Raw genomic sequence first — 15,656 nt, 5'->3', positions numbered from 1 at the left:
GAAAGTGATCATGGCCGAAACCGTGCAGACGCATCCGCCGCACTCCTCCCCGCCGGCCCACGGCATGCACGGTTTCGTCTCCGACTGGGCCTCCGACCAGCAGGCGTTCAAGAACGTCTCCTGGGGCAAGGCCATGATGTGGATCTTCCTGCTCAGCGATACCTTCATCTTCGGCTGCTTCCTGCTGGCCTACATGACCGCGCGCATGTCGACGGTTGTGCCCTGGCCCAATCCCAGCGAGGTGTTCGCGCTGACGATAGCAGGGCATGAGATCCCGCTGATCCTGATCGCCATCATGACCTTCGTGCTGATCACGAGCAGCGGTACGATGGCGATGGCGGTCAATTTCGGCTACCGGCGTGACCGGCGCAAGACGGCCCTCCTGATGGTCCTGACCGCTCTTCTCGGCGCGACCTTCGTCGGCATGCAGGCCTTCGAGTGGACCAAGCTTATCCAGGAGGGCGTGCGGCCGTGGGAGAATCCGTGGGGGGCGGCGCAATTCGGCTCCTCATTCTTCATGATTACGGGTTTCCACGGGACCCACGTCACGATTGGCGTCATCTTCCTTCTCATCATTGCGCGAAAGGTCTGGCGCGGCGATTTCGACACGGAAAGGCGCGGCTTCTTCACGAGCCGCAAGGGGCGCTACGAGATCGTCGAGATCACCGGCCTCTACTGGCACTTCGTCGACCTGGTCTGGGTCTTCATCTTCGCGTTCTTCTATCTCTGGTGAGGCAGCGCCATGGCACATGCAACCGTCGAGTCCCCCACGCACCCAATTGTTCCGGCAGCGGCGCATGCCGAGCATCAGCAACACCCGATCAAACTTTACCTGCTTGTCTGGGGACTGCTGTTCGTTCTCAGCATCTGTTCCTATCTCGTCGACTACTTCGGGCTGCAGGGATACCTTCGCTGGTCGCTGATCGTGATCTTCATGCTGCTGAAGGCCGGCCTGATCGTAGCGGTGTTCATGCACATGGCCTGGGAGCGCCTCGCGCTGATCTATGCGATCCTGCTGCCGCCGCTGCTGGTGCTGGTCTTCGTCGGCTTGATGGTGTCGGAATCGGATTACACGCTGGTGACGCGGCTTGCTTTCTTCGGGCCGGCCCCCGTGAATTGAGCGATCGGTTGCCGCAAGCGCCCGCGCGGCTACAACCCGCTATCGGACATCCCTACCAATGGCTTGTTGCGTTGCAGCGGGTTTCGCTCTACGAAGCCCGCGAAATCCACTGCATACACGGAGTCCCCATGCGCATTGATGCAATCTCCATTGGCAAGAACCCGCCGGAAGACGTGAACGTCATCGTCGAGGTTCCCGTCGGCGGTCACCCGATCAAGTACGAGATGGACAAGGAAGCCGGTGCGCTGATCGTCGACCGCTTCCTCTATACGCCGATGACCTATCCGGGGAACTACGGGTTCGTGCCACACACGCTGTCCGAGGACGGCGACCCGATCGACGTGCTGATCGCCAATACCCGTCCCCTCGTCCCGGGCTGCGTCATCAACGTTCGCCCGATCGGCGTCATGGTCATGGAAGACGACGGCGGCAAGGATGAGAAGATCCTCGCCGTGCCGGTGCCGAAGCTGACGCGCCGCTACGACAAGATCGAGAACTACACGGATCTGCCGGAAATCACGCTGAAGCAGATCGAGCACTTCTTCGAGCACTACAAGGACCTGGAGCCTGGCAAGTGGGTGAAGATCGCCGGCTGGCAGGACGTAAACGTCGCCAAGAAGCTCATCGTTGAGGCGATCGAGCGGTACAAGGCGCAGAAGTAAGCCGTCGCGCTGCGCACTCCGCGGCGCGCTGCTCGCTCAAAGACCAAGTCTTTTCATGATCTCCTCCGGGTCGCCCTCGATCCGGAGGATTTTCTTTCTCTGGGTCTCACCGCTGACGAGCGATACGGCCGATTTCGCAACGCCGGCCGTCTTGGCAAGCAGGGCGACCAGTGCCTTGTTGGCCTGGCCCTTCTCGGGCACGGCACGAACACGCACTTTCAGATGGCGCTCGCCGCTTGCGTCCGCCTCGATACCGTCGATCGCGTCGCGTCCGCCATTCGGCGTCAGCCGCACCGTCACTGTCACATGGTGCTCGTGACGGCGACCCGGCACGTGATGTCAGAGCCCGAGGAGGGCGGGGGCGAGAACGCTGCGAATGACCTGTTCGAGGAAGAAGAGGATGATCAGCACGACGATCGGTGAGAGGTCGACGCCGCCGAAATCCGGCAGCAAGCGACGGATCGGGCGGTAGAGCGGTTCGGTGAGGTTGTAGAGCGCGCGGCCGATCGAGGCGATCACCTGGTTGTTGGTGTTGATCACGTTGAAGGCATACAGCCAGGAAAAGATGGCCGATGCGATGATGATGAACCACGCGATGCTGATGATGAACAGCAGGGTGTTGATGATCGCGATCATGGGTGTCTCGTTGTCTCCGGTTGCGTGCGCCCACATGTAGCCATTGGCCGGCTCGCCAGCAAGTGCGCTCGATGGCTGCAACCGCAAACATATTTAATGTCCCCGATGCGTCCTGAGATCCTGGCGGCGACCGTCATTCAGTTCTCGTGGAAAACGCGGTCCAGAAAACCCATCATCCATTGGCGCAGCGCCGCGTCGTGCAACAGGCGCCCATCAAGATGGGCGCGGCCGATCTGGGCGCCCGGCAGCTCGAAGCGGTGAGCTCCGTGCACGACCCAGCGGTGCATCATCGCCAGCGTCAGTTCGCCGTGGAACTGGATGCCCCAGGCGTTGTCGCCGTAGCGAAAGGCCTGGTTTTCATAGTGTTCGCCGGTGGCAAGCAGTGTCGCCCCGGAGGGAATCGTGAACCCTTCGCGATGGAACTGGTAGACCATCGAAGGCCAGGCCATCAGTTCACGGCCTTCCTCGGTCGGCTCGAGCGCGTACCAGCCGATTTCGGTCAGTCCGTCGATGTGCGGGCCGACCTCGCCGCCGAGTTGGCGCACCAGCATCTGCGCGCCGAGGCAGATGCCAAGGAAGGGGCGGTTTTCCGACAGGGGGACGGAAAGCCAGTCGATTTCGCGTTTGACGTAATCGTGATCGTCGTTGGCGCTCATCGGTCCGCCAAAGATGACCACACCGGCATGACCGTCAAGCGACGTCGGGAGCGGTTCGTCCATCACCGGGCGACGAATGTCGAGGTCGTAGCCCATTTGTTGCAGGATCTGGCCGACGCGGCCGGGGCTCGACGATTCCTGGTGCAGGACGATGAGGATCGGGCGTTTCGGTCCGGGCTTTCGCGGGGTCTGAAGCATCGTGTCGGCTATCCTGACGCGTCGCCTTCCGATAGGCGGGATCCCGGACGGCGCGCTGTGCAATCCAAGATGTCAGAGCCGTGTTTGCCTGTCCACCCGATTGCGCAAGGCCAGCCTATCCGATTGCGACGCGATCGGGTGCGATGTGTTTCAATTGTCTTCGCCGGTGCGGTTGTCACCGTGCCGGCCGGCAACCTCCTGGCGCTTCATGATCCGCTCTCGACCGGAAACGCCGAGCAGGTCCGCAATGCGCCAGATGGCGTGATCCTCCAGTTCGCTGCGTTCACCATCGGCATAGACGATCTCCCAGAGCAGGCCGACGAGGTCGACCTTCTGTTCCTCGGAGAGCTGCCGCTTCAGTTCCGAGGTGAACTGGAAGAAGTCGATGGCTTCGCTTGCGGCCGCAGTGCCCGCCTCGATCAATGCGGCCAGATCTGCATCATCCAGCTCGTAAAGCGCGCGAAAGCGTTCGCGCAGTGCCGAGCGCTCGGCGTCCAGCACCTTGCCGTCCGCTTCCATCACCTGGATACAGAGCGCCATCACCGCGAGACGGGGATCCCCGGCTTCAAAGTTCTGCCTGTCGCCGCGCGAAAGGCTCGAAAGCAAACGCTGCAATCGTTCGAACATGCCACCTCTTCAGGTCTGGATCTGGAGCGCTCTAGAAAAGGCGAAAGCTGGCGCTGCCATTGCTTCCCTCTTTCTTCGCCTCATTCTTGACGCCGGGATCGTCGGGCGGGCCGCCGAAGAACGGCTTGGTTTCGTCCTCCCGCGACATCGGCCCTGCTGCGACGGCCGGTTCTGACCGTGGGATGGCGGATTCGGTCGCCGACGGTCTGATCTCGATCGGTTCGGAGCGGGCCGGCTGTTGCGGTCGCTCATCGGCGCGCCCCATTGACCGGCTGTCGGTGATCGCCACGGGAGGCAATGTGCGAATGGCCTCCTCGGCGCTGTTGGCGACGCCCTCTTCGATCGGTCCCTGCCATTCGCTTACCGGCGTCTTCCATTGGAAGGCGTCCAGCTTTCCCGTCACCGGCGACACCGGCAGCCACACCGGTGAAGTGACCCCGTCGGCGGTCCAGGCCGGATCGCGGGGCGATTTCAAAGCCTGGTTCATCCAGTGCCGGATGCGGCCCTGGTCCCCGGTCTCGGCATCCTCGATGTCGGCGAGCAGGAGGAAGGCGCGTTCGCTGGGGGCGAGCCTGGCCGCTGCCTCCGCCTTGGCGCGGGCGAGAGGAAAATTTCGAGCGTCCAGCGCTGCCTGACCGACGGCGAAGAGCGTCTCGGCATTGTTGGAGCGCAACGCCTCCAGCTTCTCGGCCCGCTTCAGGCGATCGACCGGGGAATCGCCGATGCGGGCGTGGATGAAGAGCCGCGCCACATCCGGATGCGGGTTCGCCTTCCACAGCCGCTCGAGGATGTGGGCTGCCTTGCGCAGGTTGCCCTCGCGCAGATAGGCCTTCGCGGCGATCAGCCCCGCCGGAATGAAGGTTTCGTCGATCTTCAGGGCGGCGAGCGCGTCGTCACGGGCAGCCTTCGGATCCGGTTCGCTCTCCAGCTTTGCGCCGGCGCGTGCCGTCAAAAGCACCACCTTGCGGCGGTCCAACTGCTTGCGTTCCTCTACCGAACTCGGCCTGTGCTGGTCGAGCAGGCGGAGCGCCTGATCCCACTCTCCGGCCTGGGCACGTTCTTCCAGGACCGCGTCGGCGGCCCAGGGAAGCTGCGGTGCCTTCTCCGCGGCGCGCTCGGCATATTGCCGCGCCGCTTCGGTGGCGCCAAGGCGCCTTGCCTCGAGATAGAGCCCGCGCAGGCCCAGTTCGCGCGTTTCCGGATCGTCGGCCATCAGCTCGAACTTCTGACGGGCTTCGTCGTGGCGCCCCTCGATCAGGGCAGCCTGGGCTTCGAGCAAGTGCACGAGCGGCTCCTGGTCCGCATTGATCAGTCCCTTGGTCCGAGCCAGCATCTTGCGGGCGGCGGTGGCGTCGCCGGCGCCGGCAGCGATCAGGCCCGTGGAGAGCGCCTGGTAGCCGCGATCACGCTTGCGGGCGCGAAAATGACGCCGGATCGCATGGGGAGATGTCACGATGACGCGCGCGAGCCACCACAGGAAGATGACGGCGGCCATCAGTGAAACCGCAATCGTCGCGGCGACCATCAGGCTCATGCCGATGCGCTGGCCCTGCCAGATGATCGACAACTCGCCGGGGCGGTCGGCAAGCCAGGCAAAGCCCGCGCCGAGCGCGAGAACGATGAGGATGAAAGAGAGCAGTCTTGTCATGATCGAACCCGTCCCTCAGCCTTGGTTGCCGCTTGGCGCCATCGCACCGGAGACAATGGCGCCGACTCCGTCCTCGACGGTGATCCGCTCGTCCAGGGTGGTCTTGTAGGCGGCCGCTGCGGTGCGGGCGACCTCGGGCAGCGTTTGCCATTCGATTTGCGCACCCTTCAAGTCGCCATTCTGCAGCTTGTTCTCGATCCGGGCGATGATTGCTTCCGGCGTGTCTCCCTCGACACTGCCGACCGGGCGGATCTTGATGACGGACGAGGCGCTGGAAATCAGCCTGTCGACAATGCCCTGGTCGCCGGTCGGCTGGTGCACGGCTTCGACCATTTGGTCGGCGACAGGCCCGAAGGCGCGTACCAGTTCGGCGCGCGAGGGCACACCCGTCGACGCAAGCGGCCGCAGCACGGCGATCGATGGATCGTCCGGGGCGATGCTGGCGAACGCCTCGAGCTCGGCGAGGTAGGGGCCGCCCCGGTCGATCGCGGTCTTCAGCGCCGTTGCGGCGACCGCGCGTGCCATGGCCACGTCGCTGCGCGGCTCATCCAGCTTGCGCTCGGCGGCGTCCAGTCGCTGTGTCAACGCGGAGATCTCGTCGGCAGAAGCGCGGTTGGCTGCCGTCGTTTCCTCGCGCAGCGCGGTGATATCGGCGGTGAGCTTGGCGACACTCGTTTCCAGCGCGGCGACGGACTGCTCCGCTTCACCGGAAAGCGCGGACGTTGCCGGTATCTCCGCGGCCGCCTTTTCGAGTGCGGCGAGACGAGTTTCGATCGGTTGCAGGTCCACCGACGGTGCGGGCTGCCCGGCATCGAGGCTTGCCAAGCGCGATTTGAGCTCATCGATCTCCGCGCCCAACGGGGCGAGATCGACGTTGCCGCCGCGTTCCGGCCCGAGCGCCGGCAGATAGCCGCCGTATTGCAGGGCGCCGGCCCCGGCAAGCGCGACGAGACCGCCGAGGATCGCGGCGGCAAAGGCGCCGGACCTGGCCGGGCTCGACTGCATCTGTGGTGCGGCCGTCATGCGGGGCGACGTGTCGGTGGTTTCTGGCTCCGCGGCGCTTGCCGTTCCAGGGCCGCCTGTGGATGTAGCCAGATCCGTGTCCGGATTGGTTTCGACGGTCGGATCGGTTGAAACGGGTTGAGCCTCGTTCGTGGTGCCGCTTTCGGCAGCCTGTGCCGCCTCGAGGTCGATCGTCACGGGCGTCTCACCGGATTTCTTGCGGCGGGGCGGCTTTTCCGGGTCCATGACGGTCTCCTCATTCTCCATTGCGATGCAATAAACCTAGTCAGGGAACCCCGGCAGGGAAAGCCCCTCCTTCGATTTAGGCGGGCCCCGGCTGCGATCTGCGTAGCTGGAACGCGCGTCGTCGTCGCCTACAGCAGGTCGAGCAAATCGGCTTCGGTCGGCGTAGCGGCGATGACGATCGATTTCTTGAAACGCTGCGGAATCGCGGTCGCGACGCTGCGGCTGATACAGAGAAAGAGTGTTCGAGCGAGGCGGTCCAGGTGCTCGGCGACCAGCGGCAGGGCAAAGAAGCGCAGGGCCGACTCTCGCGAGTGAAACAGGACGGCATCTATCTGCTTGCCGGTGAGAACCGGCTCCAATTCGGCGCGCTCGGGCCGGATTGGTTCCATCCGGTAGCACTCGGTGGTCTGATAGCTTACCCCAGCGACATCGAGCCGCGCCTCGAAGGACTTCGATCGCGGCGTGCCGGCCAGATAGAGAAGGGGATCGGGCGGGGTTCCATAGTCGCGCCGGTGGGCAACAATCAGATCGGCAAGGCTGTTGCCATCACCGCCATCCGGCGAGAGAACGGTGCGGAAACCGGCCTCCGCGGCCGCACGGGCCGTAGCGGTGCCAACGGCGAAGACGGTTGTCAGCAAGTGGCGATCGAGTGCCTCGCCGATCGACAGAAGCACCCTTACCGCCTCGCTGCTCGTGATCGCGATTGCCGAATGGTGCGTCGAGAGCGCCGCGAGCGTCGCCTCGTTGTCGTGGATCGGCTCCGCCAGTGGGACGACGACCGGCGTATGGCCAAGGGCTTTGAGTCTCGCCGCCGTTTTTCGTGCCTGGGCTTGCGGGCGGATCACAAGGACGCGCATCACCCCCATCCGTCGAAGAAGCTGGTTCCCGCGGCTTCGCGCACGACGCGGCCCGCCTCGGCGCCGAGCGCCGCTGCGTCCGTTGCCGGCCCTTCGATCTCGCTTTCGTAGAACCGCGAGCCATCGGGGGTCAGGATCATCCCGCGAAAGCGGATGCGGCCCGCTTCCGAGACGGCATAGCCGGCGATCGGCGTCCGGCATGAGCCGTCGAGCACGGCCAGGAAGCTGCGCTCGCAGGTAACCGCCTCATGGGTGGCCTGGTGGTCGATAGCCGCCAGCAGTTCGCCGATGCGGCGGTCGCCGATGCGCGCCTCGACACAGATCGCGCCCTGTGCCGGTGCCGGCATGAACACCTCCAGATCAAGGACCTGGGTCGCCACATGTTCCTTGGAAATCCGCTTCAAGCCGGCATAGGCGAGCATCGTGGCGTCGGCCTGGCCTTCGGCGAGCTTGCGCAGGCGCGTGTCCACCTGCCCGCGAAACGTGATGACGTTGATGTCGGGACGCAGCTTGCGGATCTGGGCCTGTCGGCGCAGCGAGGCGGAGCCCACGATTGCCCCATGCGGCAGTTCCATCAGCGACGGGGCCGTCCGTCCGACGACGGCGTCGCGCGGGTCCTCGCGGGGGAGAAAAGCGGCGAGCTCCAGACCGTCCGGCAGGCGTGTCGGCATGTCCTTCGACGAGTGCACGGCGAAGTCCAGATCGCCCGAATAGAGCTGTGCCTCGATCTCTTCGGTGAAGAGACCCTTGCCGCCGATGTCGGAGAGGGGGCGGTCGGTGATGCGGTCACCTTGCGTCGAGAGCACGACGATCTCGAACATCTCTTCAGGAAGGCCGTGGGCCGCCATCAGTCGATCGCGTGTCTCGTGTGCCTGTGCCAGCGCCAGCGGGCTGCCGCGCGTCCCGATCCTTAAAGGTTTTGTTTGCATCCGCCTTGATCCATTGTTACCGGAGGTCCTCGTATCCGGCTTTTGCCGCAACCGCAATCAAACAGCGTGCTTCATGTCGTCCCACCTGACCATCCTTGGCATCGAAACGAGTTGCGACGAGACCGCCGCGGCAATCGTCGTACGCGATCCGGCTGGGCACGGTGAGATACTGGGCGATGTCGTGCTCAGTCAGCTCGACGAGCATAGCGCATACGGCGGAGTCGTGCCGGAAATTGCCGCGCGCGCGCATGTCGAGGCGTTGGATGCGTTGATCGGCCAGGCGCTGGCGAGGGCCGGAAAGACGCTGGACGAGGTGGATGCAATCGCTGCAACCAGCGGCCCCGGCCTGATCGGTGGCCTGATCGTCGGCCTGATGACCGGTAAGGCGATCGCGCGTGCCAAGGGCAAGCCGCTCTATGCCGTGAACCATCTGGAGGGGCACGCTCTGACCGCGCGGCTGACCGATGGGCTTTCGTTTCCCTACCTGATGCTGCTCGTTTCCGGCGGCCACACCCAACTCGTGCTGGTGCGCGGCGTCGGCGACTACGAGCGCTGGGGCACGACGATCGATGATGCGCTGGGCGAAGCCTTCGACAAGACCGCGAAGCTCCTTGGGCTCCCCTATCCCGGCGGTCCCGCGGTGGAAAAAGCGGCTGAAACGGGCAACCCGGACCGCTTCTCTTTCCCGCGTCCGCTTGTCGGCGAGAAGCGGCTGGATTTCTCCTTCTCCGGTCTCAAGACGGCGGTCCGCCAAGCGGCCCAATCGATCGAGCCGGTGAGCGATCAGGATATTGCCGACATCTGCGCCTCGTTCCAGAAGGCGGTCGCGCGCACGTTGAAGGACCGCATCGGCCGCGGTCTCGAGCGGTTTCGACAGGAGTTTTCGACAGTGGCGGCTCCCGCGCTTGTCGTCGCGGGCGGGGTGGCGGCGAACAAGGTGCTGCGCGCGACGCTCCAGGATCTCTGTGATCGCAACCATTTCCGCTTCGTGGCGCCGCCCCTGGCGCTCTGTACCGACAATGCGGCGATGATCGCCTGGGCCGGACTGGAGCGCATGGCGGCTGGCCTTTCGCCGGATGAGCTTTCGGTGGCGCCGCGGTCGCGCTGGCCGCTGGATACGGCCGCCGCCGCAGTGCTTGGATCGGGTAAGCGGGGGGCCAAGGCATGAGCTCACGTCCGCATGTCGTCGTTGTCGGGGCCGGTGCTTTCGGTACGGCGCTGGCAACGGTCGTCGCCGAAACCGGCGAAAGCCGGGTCACGCTGCTCGCCCGGCGCGACGAGACCGTGCGCGAGATCGCGTCCCACCGTCGCAATGATGCGGTTCTGCCGGATATTGATCTTTCGGCCGCGCTCGAGGTGACCTCGGATCACGAGGTCCTTAAGCACGCGCCGGTCGTGCTGTTTGCGATGCCGTCGCAGTCACAACGCGAGGCCGCCCGGGAACTCGCGCCCCATCTGATGGATGGAGCCTCGGTCATCGTCTGCGCCAAGGGCATGGAGAAGGCGAGCGGCCGGTTGTTGACCGACGTGCTGGAAGAGGAACTTCCACACCAGCACATCGGAGTGCTCTCAGGCCCCGGCTTTGCCGCCGACATCGCCCGCGGCCTGCCGACGGCGATGGTCATCGCGGCGCAGACGCTGGAGCAGGCGGCAGATCTCGCACACGCCCTGTCCGGCCCGACGTTTCGCCTCTATCCATCAGCGGATCGCATCGGCGTGCAACTCGGTGGGGCGCTGAAAAACGTGCTGGCGATCGCCTGTGGCGTCGTGGAGGGTGCAGGGCTCGGAGATTCGGCGCGCGCAGCGCTGATTTCGCGCGGACTTGCGGAAATGTCGCGTTTCGTGGCGGCGCATGGTGGCGACGCGTCGACGGTGAGTGGCCTATCGGGCCTCGGCGATCTGGTGCTGACCGGCACCAGCCATCAGTCGCGAAACCTCCGCTTCGGCATTGCGCTCGGAAAACAGGGCAATGCTGGTGGTTGGGCGGGGGAGCTTGTCGAAGGGGCCTTTGCAGCGAGCGTCGCATCGAAGGTTGCGGCCGAGCGGGGCGTCGACATGCCGATCACCGATGCGGTCGCGGCGATCGTCGATGGCAAGCTGGATCTGGCAACAGCCATCAGCGCCTTGATGACCCGCCCCATCACCCAGGAATTTTGAGCGGAAGGAGACGATATGCATTTTGCCTTTTTGTGCACGGACAAGCTTGGCGCCCTGCAGGTGCGGCTTGATACCCGTCCCGAGCACCTGGCCTATCTCAACAAGCTGAATGAAGAGGGCAAGCTGGCCTTTGCCGGTCCCTTCCTCGGGGATGACGGCAAGCCGACGGGCAGCCTCGTCGTCGTCAAGGCGGAGACGATCGAAGCGGCACGGGCGCTCGCCGAGGCGGATCCCTATGCCAAGGCCGGGCTGTTCGCCAATGTCGAGGTGAAGGCCTGGAATTGGGTCTTCAACAATCCGGAGGCATAAGGGGCATGGCTTTCTGGCTTTACAAGTCCGAGCCCTTCAAGTGGTCCTGGGCCATGCAGAAGGACGCGGGCGAGCAGGGCACCGAGTGGAACGGGGTGCGAAACTACCTGGCGCGCAACAACATGCGGGCGATGAAGATCGGCGACAAGGGCTTCTTCTACCACTCCAACGAGGGGCTGGAGATCGTCGGCATCACGGAGGTCTGTGCGCTGTCGCACCCGGATTCGACGGCTGGCGATGATCCGCGCTGGGATTGCGTCGACATCCGCGCCGTTTGCGATATGCCCCGCCCGGTTTCGCTGAAGGACGTCAAGGCGAACCCGAAGCTGGAAAACATGTCGCTCGTCACCTCGATGCGCCTTTCCGTCCAGCCCGTGACCGAAGACGAGTGGATCGAGGTCTGCCGCATGGGTGGGCTCGACAACCCGCCGCGCTGATCGGGCCGTGAAGACCGATCCCGAACGCTTCATCCTCGAAAACACTTCGGTGCTTGCGCCGCCGCACGTGCCGGAAATCCGGCTCCGGCTGGCGTCGGAAGCGCACGATCTTTGGCTGAAGACGGAGGAGGAGCTGGAGGAGATCGGTCTGCCGCCGCCGTTCTGGGCGTTCGCCTGGGCAGGCGGCCAGGGACTTAGCCGCTACGTGCTCGATCATCCCGAGATCGTCCGTGGCCGTAACGTGCTCGATTTCGCCAGCGGCTCCGGGCTTGTCGCGCTCGCCGCCAAACTGGCCGGCGCGGCGCAGGTGCGGGCCGCCGACATCGATCCCTGGAGCGGGACGGCGATCCGGCTGAATGCCACGCACAACGGCATCGACCTGGCCTATAGCGGCGGCGACGTTGTTGGGGACGATATGGGCTGGGACGTGGTGCTGGCCGGCGACGTTTTCTACGACAAGACCTTCGCGGAGGCGCTGATCCCCTGGTTCTCGCAGCTGGCCGCGCGGGGGGCTGCGGTTCTCGTCGGCGATCCTGGCCGATCCTATTGCCCTCGCGAGCGGATGGCGCCGCTCGCGACCTACGAGGTTCCCGTCACCCGCGCACTGGAGGATAGCGAAGTGAAGCGGACGACGGTTTGGCGTTTCCTGCCCTAGATCTGGCGTCTGACGAAGAATCTTTGGCGCATGCCAGAAAAAGGGCTTTACAGGCTTTTCGGGCCAGGTTGCGTCTCATCGCGGTTGACTCGGCCCGGTAGCGAGGAAGATTCAGCATGTGGTGTGCGAAGTCGCATGAAGGTCAATATTTTGTAGGGAACAAAACCTGAATCGAATGGAGTCTTCGTTTCGTCTCCGATTCGTTCGCAGGGTGTTCTGATTCTGCCGCCAAAGGGCTGATAGATCGGGCTTTGCGAGATCCTGAAACCCATTTCAGTACGGGAGAAACGCCGCCAGATTGCACAGCACTCTTGCTATTGCGCATTGCGATGGGCATTTGTGTTGCCGGCGCGCGGGCCGCAACCGGCGCCGGACGATCGATACTTTCCGAGGCATGCCTTGTCTGCTGCACCGATGATATTGAGCGGCCGCGGTGTCACCGCGGTGCTCGGGCCGACCAATACCGGCAAGACCCATTACGCAATCGAACGCATGGTGGCGCACGAGACGGGTGTGATCGGCCTGCCGCTCAGGCTGCTGGCGCGGGAGGTCTATACGCGGATGGTCGAAAAGGTCGGCCACCACAACGTCGCGCTGATCACCGGGGAAGAGAAGATCACGCCGCACATGGCGCGCTATTCGGTCTGCACGGTCGAGGCCATGCCGCGCGAGACGCGGGCGTCCTTCGTGGCGATCGACGAGGTCCAGCTTGCCGGCGACCTTGAGCGCGGCCACATCTTCACCGACCGAATCCTGCACCTGCGTGGCCGTGACGAGACACTGCTCCTGGGCGCGGCGACCATGAAGCCGATTCTCGAGCATCTGCTTCCCGGCATCACCGTGGTCGAGCGCCCGCGCCTGTCGCAGCTCTTCTACGCCGGCTCGAAGAAGATCACGCGCCTGCCGCAGCGGACGGCGATCGTCGCGTTCTCCGCCGACGAGGTCTATGCCATCGCCGAACTGATCCGCCGCCAGCGCGGCGGTGCGGCCGTCGTGCTGGGTGCGCTGTCGCCACGCACGCGCAACGCCCAGGTGGGTCTCTACCAGGAAGGCGACGTCGAGTATCTCGTCGCCACCGACGCGATCGGCATGGGCCTCAATCTCGACGTCGACCATGTCGCCTTCGCGCAGGATCGGAAATTCGACGGCTACCAGTTCCGCAATCTCAATCCGGGCGAGATCGGTCAGGTCGCCGGACGTGCCGGCCGTCATGTTCGAGACGGAACCTTCGGCGTAACCGGAAGGGTCGATCCCTTCGACCCGGAACTGGTCGAGCGAATCGAGGCGCATGCGTTCGAGCCGGTTAAGGTCCTGCAGTGGCGCTCCAAGAGGCAGGATTTCGCCTCGCTCGCGAGCCTGAAGGCGAGCCTCGATGCGCCGCCTTCGGTTTCCGGCCTGGTTCGTGCCCTGCCGGCCGTCGACCAGCAGGCGCTCGAGCATCTGTCGCGCTATCCTGACATCAGGGACATGGCGACGACGGCCGAGCGGGTGGAAAAGCTCTGGGAAGCCTGCGCACTGCCGGACTATCGGCGCATAACGCCGGCGCAGCACGCCGATCTCATCTCTACCCTCTATGCCGATCTGGTTCGGCGGGGTACGGTGAACGAGGACTTTCTTGCCGAACAGGTGAGGCGAGCGGATCGTACCGATGGCGAGATTGACACGCTTTCGGCACGAATTGCCCAGATAAGGACTTGGACCTATGTGTCGAATCGCCCGAATTGGCTGGCCGATCCGACACACTGGCAGGAAAAGACGCGGGAAATCGAGGACCGATTGTCCGACGCGTTACATGAAAGGTTGACGAAACGCTTTGTTGATCGCAGGACATCTGTGCTCATGAAGCGCCTGAGAGAGAATGCGATGCTGGAAGCCGAAATCAGTGTAAATGGCGATGTCTTCGTCGAGGGACATCATGTAGGGCAGTTGGCCGGATTCCGGTTTACGCTCGCTTCGGGCACGGAGGGGCCGGACGCGAAGGCCGTGCAGGGTGCAGCCCAGAAGGCGTTGGCGCTCGAGTTCGAGGCGCGTGCGGCCCGGCTTCATGCCGCCGGCAACAGCGACCTCGCCGTCGGCTCCGACGGAACGGTGCGCTGGCTCGGCGAACCCGTCGCCCGCCTCGCGGCCAGTGATCATGTCATGCGGCCACGCGTCATCCTGCTCGCCGACGAGCAATTGACCGGCAGCGCGCGTGACCATGTCGCCGCTCGCATCGAGCGCTTCGTCAACCACCACATCGCCACCGTCCTGAAGCCGCTCGACGATCTGTCACGCGCCGAAGATCTGCAGGGGCTTGCCAAGGGTCTGGCGTTCCAGCTCGTCGAAAACCTCGGCGTGATGTTCCGCCGCGACGTTGCCGATGACGTCAAGTCGCTCGATCAGGAGGCGCGCGCCTCGATCCGCAAGCACGGCATCCGTTTTGGCGCCTACCACATCTTCATGCCGGCGCTGCTCAAGCCGGCCCCGGCGGAACTCATCACGCTGCTCTGGGCGCTGAAGAATGATGGACTCGACAAGCCGGGCTACGGCGAGTTGATCCCGGCGCTGGCCGCCGGCCGCACCTCGGTCGTCGCCGATCAGAGCTTCGAGCGCACCTTCTACAAGCTCGCCGGCTTCCGGTTCCTCGGCAAGCGCGCGGTGCGCATCGACATCCTCGAGCGCCTGGCGGATCTCATCCGGCCGCTGCTTCAGTGGAAGCCCGGCACGACGCCACGTCCGGAAGGCGCCTATGATGGCCGCCGGTTCACCGCGACGACCTCCATGCTCTCGATCCTCGGCGCAACGCCCGACGACATGGAAGAAATCCTGAAGGGCCTTGGCTATCGCGCCGACAGCGTGAAGGCCGAGGAGGCCGCCGCTTTCCTGGCCACGGAAGACGCAAAGACCGCTGTCCCGGCGACCGGCGAGACGGCGGAAGCTGCGGGTGTTGCTGCTGACACCGTCGAGGTAGCGGTTGACGACGATGCTGATGCGGAGGCGCCGGCCGAATCTGCGCCAGCGACTGCCGGCGAAGGCGAAGAGCCAGCCGCCGAAGCGGCCTCTGCCGAGCCGCCCGCCGAAACGGCCTCTGCCGAACCGACCGCGGAAGCGGCTGGCAGCGAGGGTGTCGTTGCCGAGACGACGGAAGATGCGGTTCCGGCGGAAGCACGGCCGGTCCTGTTGTGGCGGCCCGGTGGCCGCAACGACAACCAGCGTCATGGCCAGCGCGGCCAGGGTGACCGGCGCGGTGATCGCGGCCAGAAGGCCGGCGGACGGCGTGAAGGCGATCGGCGTGACGGTGATCGACGCGATGGCCGGCCGCAGGGCGGTCGTCCGGAGTTTGCCAAGGGCCGCGACGGAAAGCCGCAGGGTGGCCGCCCGGATCGAAATGACCGAAACGACCGTCCGCAGCGCGACGACCGCTCCGGCAAGCCGGCCAAGTTCGAGGCGCGCCCGCCGCGCAAGGAGAAGCCGGTCGATCCGGATTCGCCCTTTGCCAAGCTCGCCGCGCTCAAGGAGCAGATGAAGAAGTAGGGAC

At 64.8% G+C, this 15,656-nt stretch carries 17 protein-coding genes; 9 read left to right on the top strand and 8 right to left on the bottom strand.

The features are described from left to right. Positions 1-10 precede the first annotated feature (10 nt). From AC1DDS_RS05215 to ppa, 3 genes are all read left to right on the top strand, one after another. Positions 11-733 (top strand): heme-copper oxidase subunit III family protein, encoded by a 723-nt coding sequence (locus AC1DDS_RS05215; RefSeq protein ID WP_477477910.1) that lies wholly within the window; start codon positions 11-13, stop codon positions 731-733. Between the two features lie 9 nt (positions 734-742). After that, positions 743-1,120, top strand: coding sequence for a cytochrome C oxidase subunit IV family protein (locus AC1DDS_RS05210; protein WP_477477909.1), 378 nt, complete (start codon positions 743-745; stop codon positions 1,118-1,120). A gap of 128 nt (positions 1,121-1,248) precedes the next feature. After that, complete coding sequence (ppa, locus tag AC1DDS_RS05205; protein WP_477477908.1) at positions 1,249-1,782, top strand: inorganic diphosphatase; 534 nt, start codon at positions 1,249-1,251, stop codon at positions 1,780-1,782. 36 nt (positions 1,783-1,818) lie between these two features. Here the strand turns inward: ppa and AC1DDS_RS05200 are convergent, their stop codons facing one another. From AC1DDS_RS05200 to hemC, 8 genes are all read right to left on the bottom strand, one after another. Further along, positions 1,819-2,115 carry a DUF167 domain-containing protein gene (locus AC1DDS_RS05200; RefSeq protein ID WP_310413206.1) on the bottom strand — a complete coding sequence of 99 codons (297 nt, stop codon included), beginning with the start codon at positions 2,113-2,115 and terminating at the stop codon, positions 1,819-1,821. Between the two features lie 6 nt (positions 2,116-2,121). After that, a complete protein-coding gene (locus AC1DDS_RS05195; RefSeq protein WP_310413203.1) occupies positions 2,122-2,418 on the bottom strand; it encodes a YggT family protein in 297 nt (98 codons plus the stop codon). A gap of 137 nt (positions 2,419-2,555) precedes the next feature. Beyond that, the gene (locus AC1DDS_RS05190) at positions 2,556-3,272 is read right to left on the bottom strand and encodes a glutamine amidotransferase (protein ID WP_477477907.1); all 717 of its coding nucleotides are present in this window, start codon (positions 3,270-3,272) and stop codon (positions 2,556-2,558) included. A gap of 150 nt (positions 3,273-3,422) precedes the next feature. Further along, entirely contained in the window at positions 3,423-3,899 is a 477-nt protein-coding gene (locus AC1DDS_RS05185; RefSeq protein ID WP_477477906.1) for a tellurite resistance TerB family protein, read from the bottom strand. A gap of 31 nt (positions 3,900-3,930) precedes the next feature. Continuing rightward, positions 3,931-5,547, bottom strand: a complete 1,617-nt coding sequence (locus AC1DDS_RS05180) for a heme biosynthesis HemY N-terminal domain-containing protein (protein ID WP_477477905.1) — start codon at positions 5,545-5,547, stop codon at positions 3,931-3,933. Between the two features lie 15 nt (positions 5,548-5,562). Continuing rightward, positions 5,563-6,795, bottom strand: coding sequence for a COG4223 family protein (locus tag AC1DDS_RS05175; protein WP_477477904.1), 1,233 nt, complete (start codon positions 6,793-6,795; stop codon positions 5,563-5,565). Positions 6,796-6,923: 128 nt separating this feature from the next. After that, positions 6,924-7,652 (bottom strand): uroporphyrinogen-III synthase, encoded by a 729-nt coding sequence (locus AC1DDS_RS05170; protein WP_477477903.1) that lies wholly within the window; start codon positions 7,650-7,652, stop codon positions 6,924-6,926. Next, a complete protein-coding gene (gene hemC, locus AC1DDS_RS05165; RefSeq protein ID WP_477477902.1) occupies positions 7,652-8,581 on the bottom strand; it encodes a hydroxymethylbilane synthase in 930 nt (309 codons plus the stop codon). The genes AC1DDS_RS05170 and hemC overlap by 1 nt, the downstream gene beginning before the upstream one ends. 73 nt (positions 8,582-8,654) lie before the next feature. Here hemC and tsaD point away from each other — a divergent pair, with 73 nt between their 5' ends. The 6 genes from tsaD (at position 8,655) to AC1DDS_RS05135 (ending at position 15,652) form a co-directional block, all read left to right on the top strand. Continuing rightward, the gene (gene tsaD / locus AC1DDS_RS05160; protein ID WP_477477901.1) at positions 8,655-9,749 is read left to right on the top strand and encodes a tRNA (adenosine(37)-N6)-threonylcarbamoyltransferase complex transferase subunit TsaD; all 1,095 of its coding nucleotides are present in this window, start codon (positions 8,655-8,657) and stop codon (positions 9,747-9,749) included. Then, positions 9,746-10,738, top strand: a complete 993-nt coding sequence (locus tag AC1DDS_RS05155) for an NAD(P)H-dependent glycerol-3-phosphate dehydrogenase (RefSeq protein ID WP_477477900.1) — start codon at positions 9,746-9,748, stop codon at positions 10,736-10,738. Before tsaD ends, AC1DDS_RS05155 begins: the two co-directional genes overlap by 4 nt. A gap of 15 nt (positions 10,739-10,753) precedes the next feature. Then, on the top strand, positions 10,754-11,047 hold the full coding sequence (locus tag AC1DDS_RS05150) for a YciI-like protein (RefSeq protein ID WP_310413174.1): 294 nt from the start codon (positions 10,754-10,756) through the stop codon (positions 11,045-11,047). Between the two features lie 5 nt (positions 11,048-11,052). Then, positions 11,053-11,484 carry an EVE domain-containing protein gene (locus AC1DDS_RS05145; protein ID WP_310413171.1) on the top strand — a complete coding sequence of 144 codons (432 nt, stop codon included), beginning with the start codon at positions 11,053-11,055 and terminating at the stop codon, positions 11,482-11,484. A 7-nt stretch (positions 11,485-11,491) separates the two neighbouring features. Then, positions 11,492-12,139 (top strand): class I SAM-dependent methyltransferase, encoded by a 648-nt coding sequence (locus AC1DDS_RS05140; RefSeq protein WP_477477899.1) that lies wholly within the window; start codon positions 11,492-11,494, stop codon positions 12,137-12,139. 414 nt (positions 12,140-12,553) lie between these two features. Then, positions 12,554-15,652: a helicase-related protein gene (locus tag AC1DDS_RS05135; protein ID WP_477478247.1), complete on the top strand. Its 3,099-nt coding sequence runs from the start codon at positions 12,554-12,556 to the stop codon at positions 15,650-15,652. The last annotated feature ends 4 nt before the right edge of the window (positions 15,653-15,656 follow it).

It is taken from the genome of Mycoplana sp. 10N416 (assembly GCF_056394765.1).
The sequence above is the reverse complement of the archived record's forward strand: the minus strand, read 5'-3'. Positions and strand labels throughout refer to the sequence as shown.

What these genes read in the sequence shown, in the direction of transcription:
- AC1DDS_RS05215 (WP_477477910.1), top strand. Translation starts at nt 11, where the DNA reads ATGGCCGAAACCGTGCAGACGCATCCGCCGCACTCCTCCCCGCCGGCC.
- AC1DDS_RS05210 (WP_477477909.1), top strand. Translation starts at nt 743, where the DNA reads ATGGCACATGCAACCGTCGAGTCCCCCACGCACCCAATTGTTCCGGCA.
- ppa (WP_477477908.1), top strand. Translation starts at nt 1,249, where the DNA reads ATGCGCATTGATGCAATCTCCATTGGCAAGAACCCGCCGGAAGACGTG.
- AC1DDS_RS05195 (WP_310413203.1), bottom strand. Translation starts at nt 2,418, where the DNA reads ATGATCGCGATCATCAACACCCTGCTGTTCATCATCAGCATCGCGTGG.
- AC1DDS_RS05190 (WP_477477907.1), bottom strand. Translation starts at nt 3,272, where the DNA reads ATGCTTCAGACCCCGCGAAAGCCCGGACCGAAACGCCCGATCCTCATC.
- AC1DDS_RS05185 (WP_477477906.1), bottom strand. Translation starts at nt 3,899, where the DNA reads ATGTTCGAACGATTGCAGCGTTTGCTTTCGAGCCTTTCGCGCGGCGAC.
- AC1DDS_RS05180 (WP_477477905.1), bottom strand. Translation starts at nt 5,547, where the DNA reads ATGACAAGACTGCTCTCTTTCATCCTCATCGTTCTCGCGCTCGGCGCG.
- AC1DDS_RS05175 (WP_477477904.1), bottom strand. Translation starts at nt 6,795, where the DNA reads ATGGACCCGGAAAAGCCGCCCCGCCGCAAGAAATCCGGTGAGACGCCC.
- AC1DDS_RS05170 (WP_477477903.1), bottom strand. Translation starts at nt 7,652, where the DNA reads ATGCGCGTCCTTGTGATCCGCCCGCAAGCCCAGGCACGAAAAACGGCG.
- hemC (WP_477477902.1), bottom strand. Translation starts at nt 8,581, where the DNA reads ATGCAAACAAAACCTTTAAGGATCGGGACGCGCGGCAGCCCGCTGGCG.
- tsaD (WP_477477901.1), top strand. Translation starts at nt 8,655, where the DNA reads ATGTCGTCCCACCTGACCATCCTTGGCATCGAAACGAGTTGCGACGAG.
- AC1DDS_RS05155 (WP_477477900.1), top strand. Translation starts at nt 9,746, where the DNA reads ATGAGCTCACGTCCGCATGTCGTCGTTGTCGGGGCCGGTGCTTTCGGT.
- AC1DDS_RS05150 (WP_310413174.1), top strand. Translation starts at nt 10,754, where the DNA reads ATGCATTTTGCCTTTTTGTGCACGGACAAGCTTGGCGCCCTGCAGGTG.
- AC1DDS_RS05145 (WP_310413171.1), top strand. Translation starts at nt 11,053, where the DNA reads ATGGCTTTCTGGCTTTACAAGTCCGAGCCCTTCAAGTGGTCCTGGGCC.
- AC1DDS_RS05135 (WP_477478247.1), top strand. Translation starts at nt 12,554, where the DNA reads ATGATATTGAGCGGCCGCGGTGTCACCGCGGTGCTCGGGCCGACCAAT.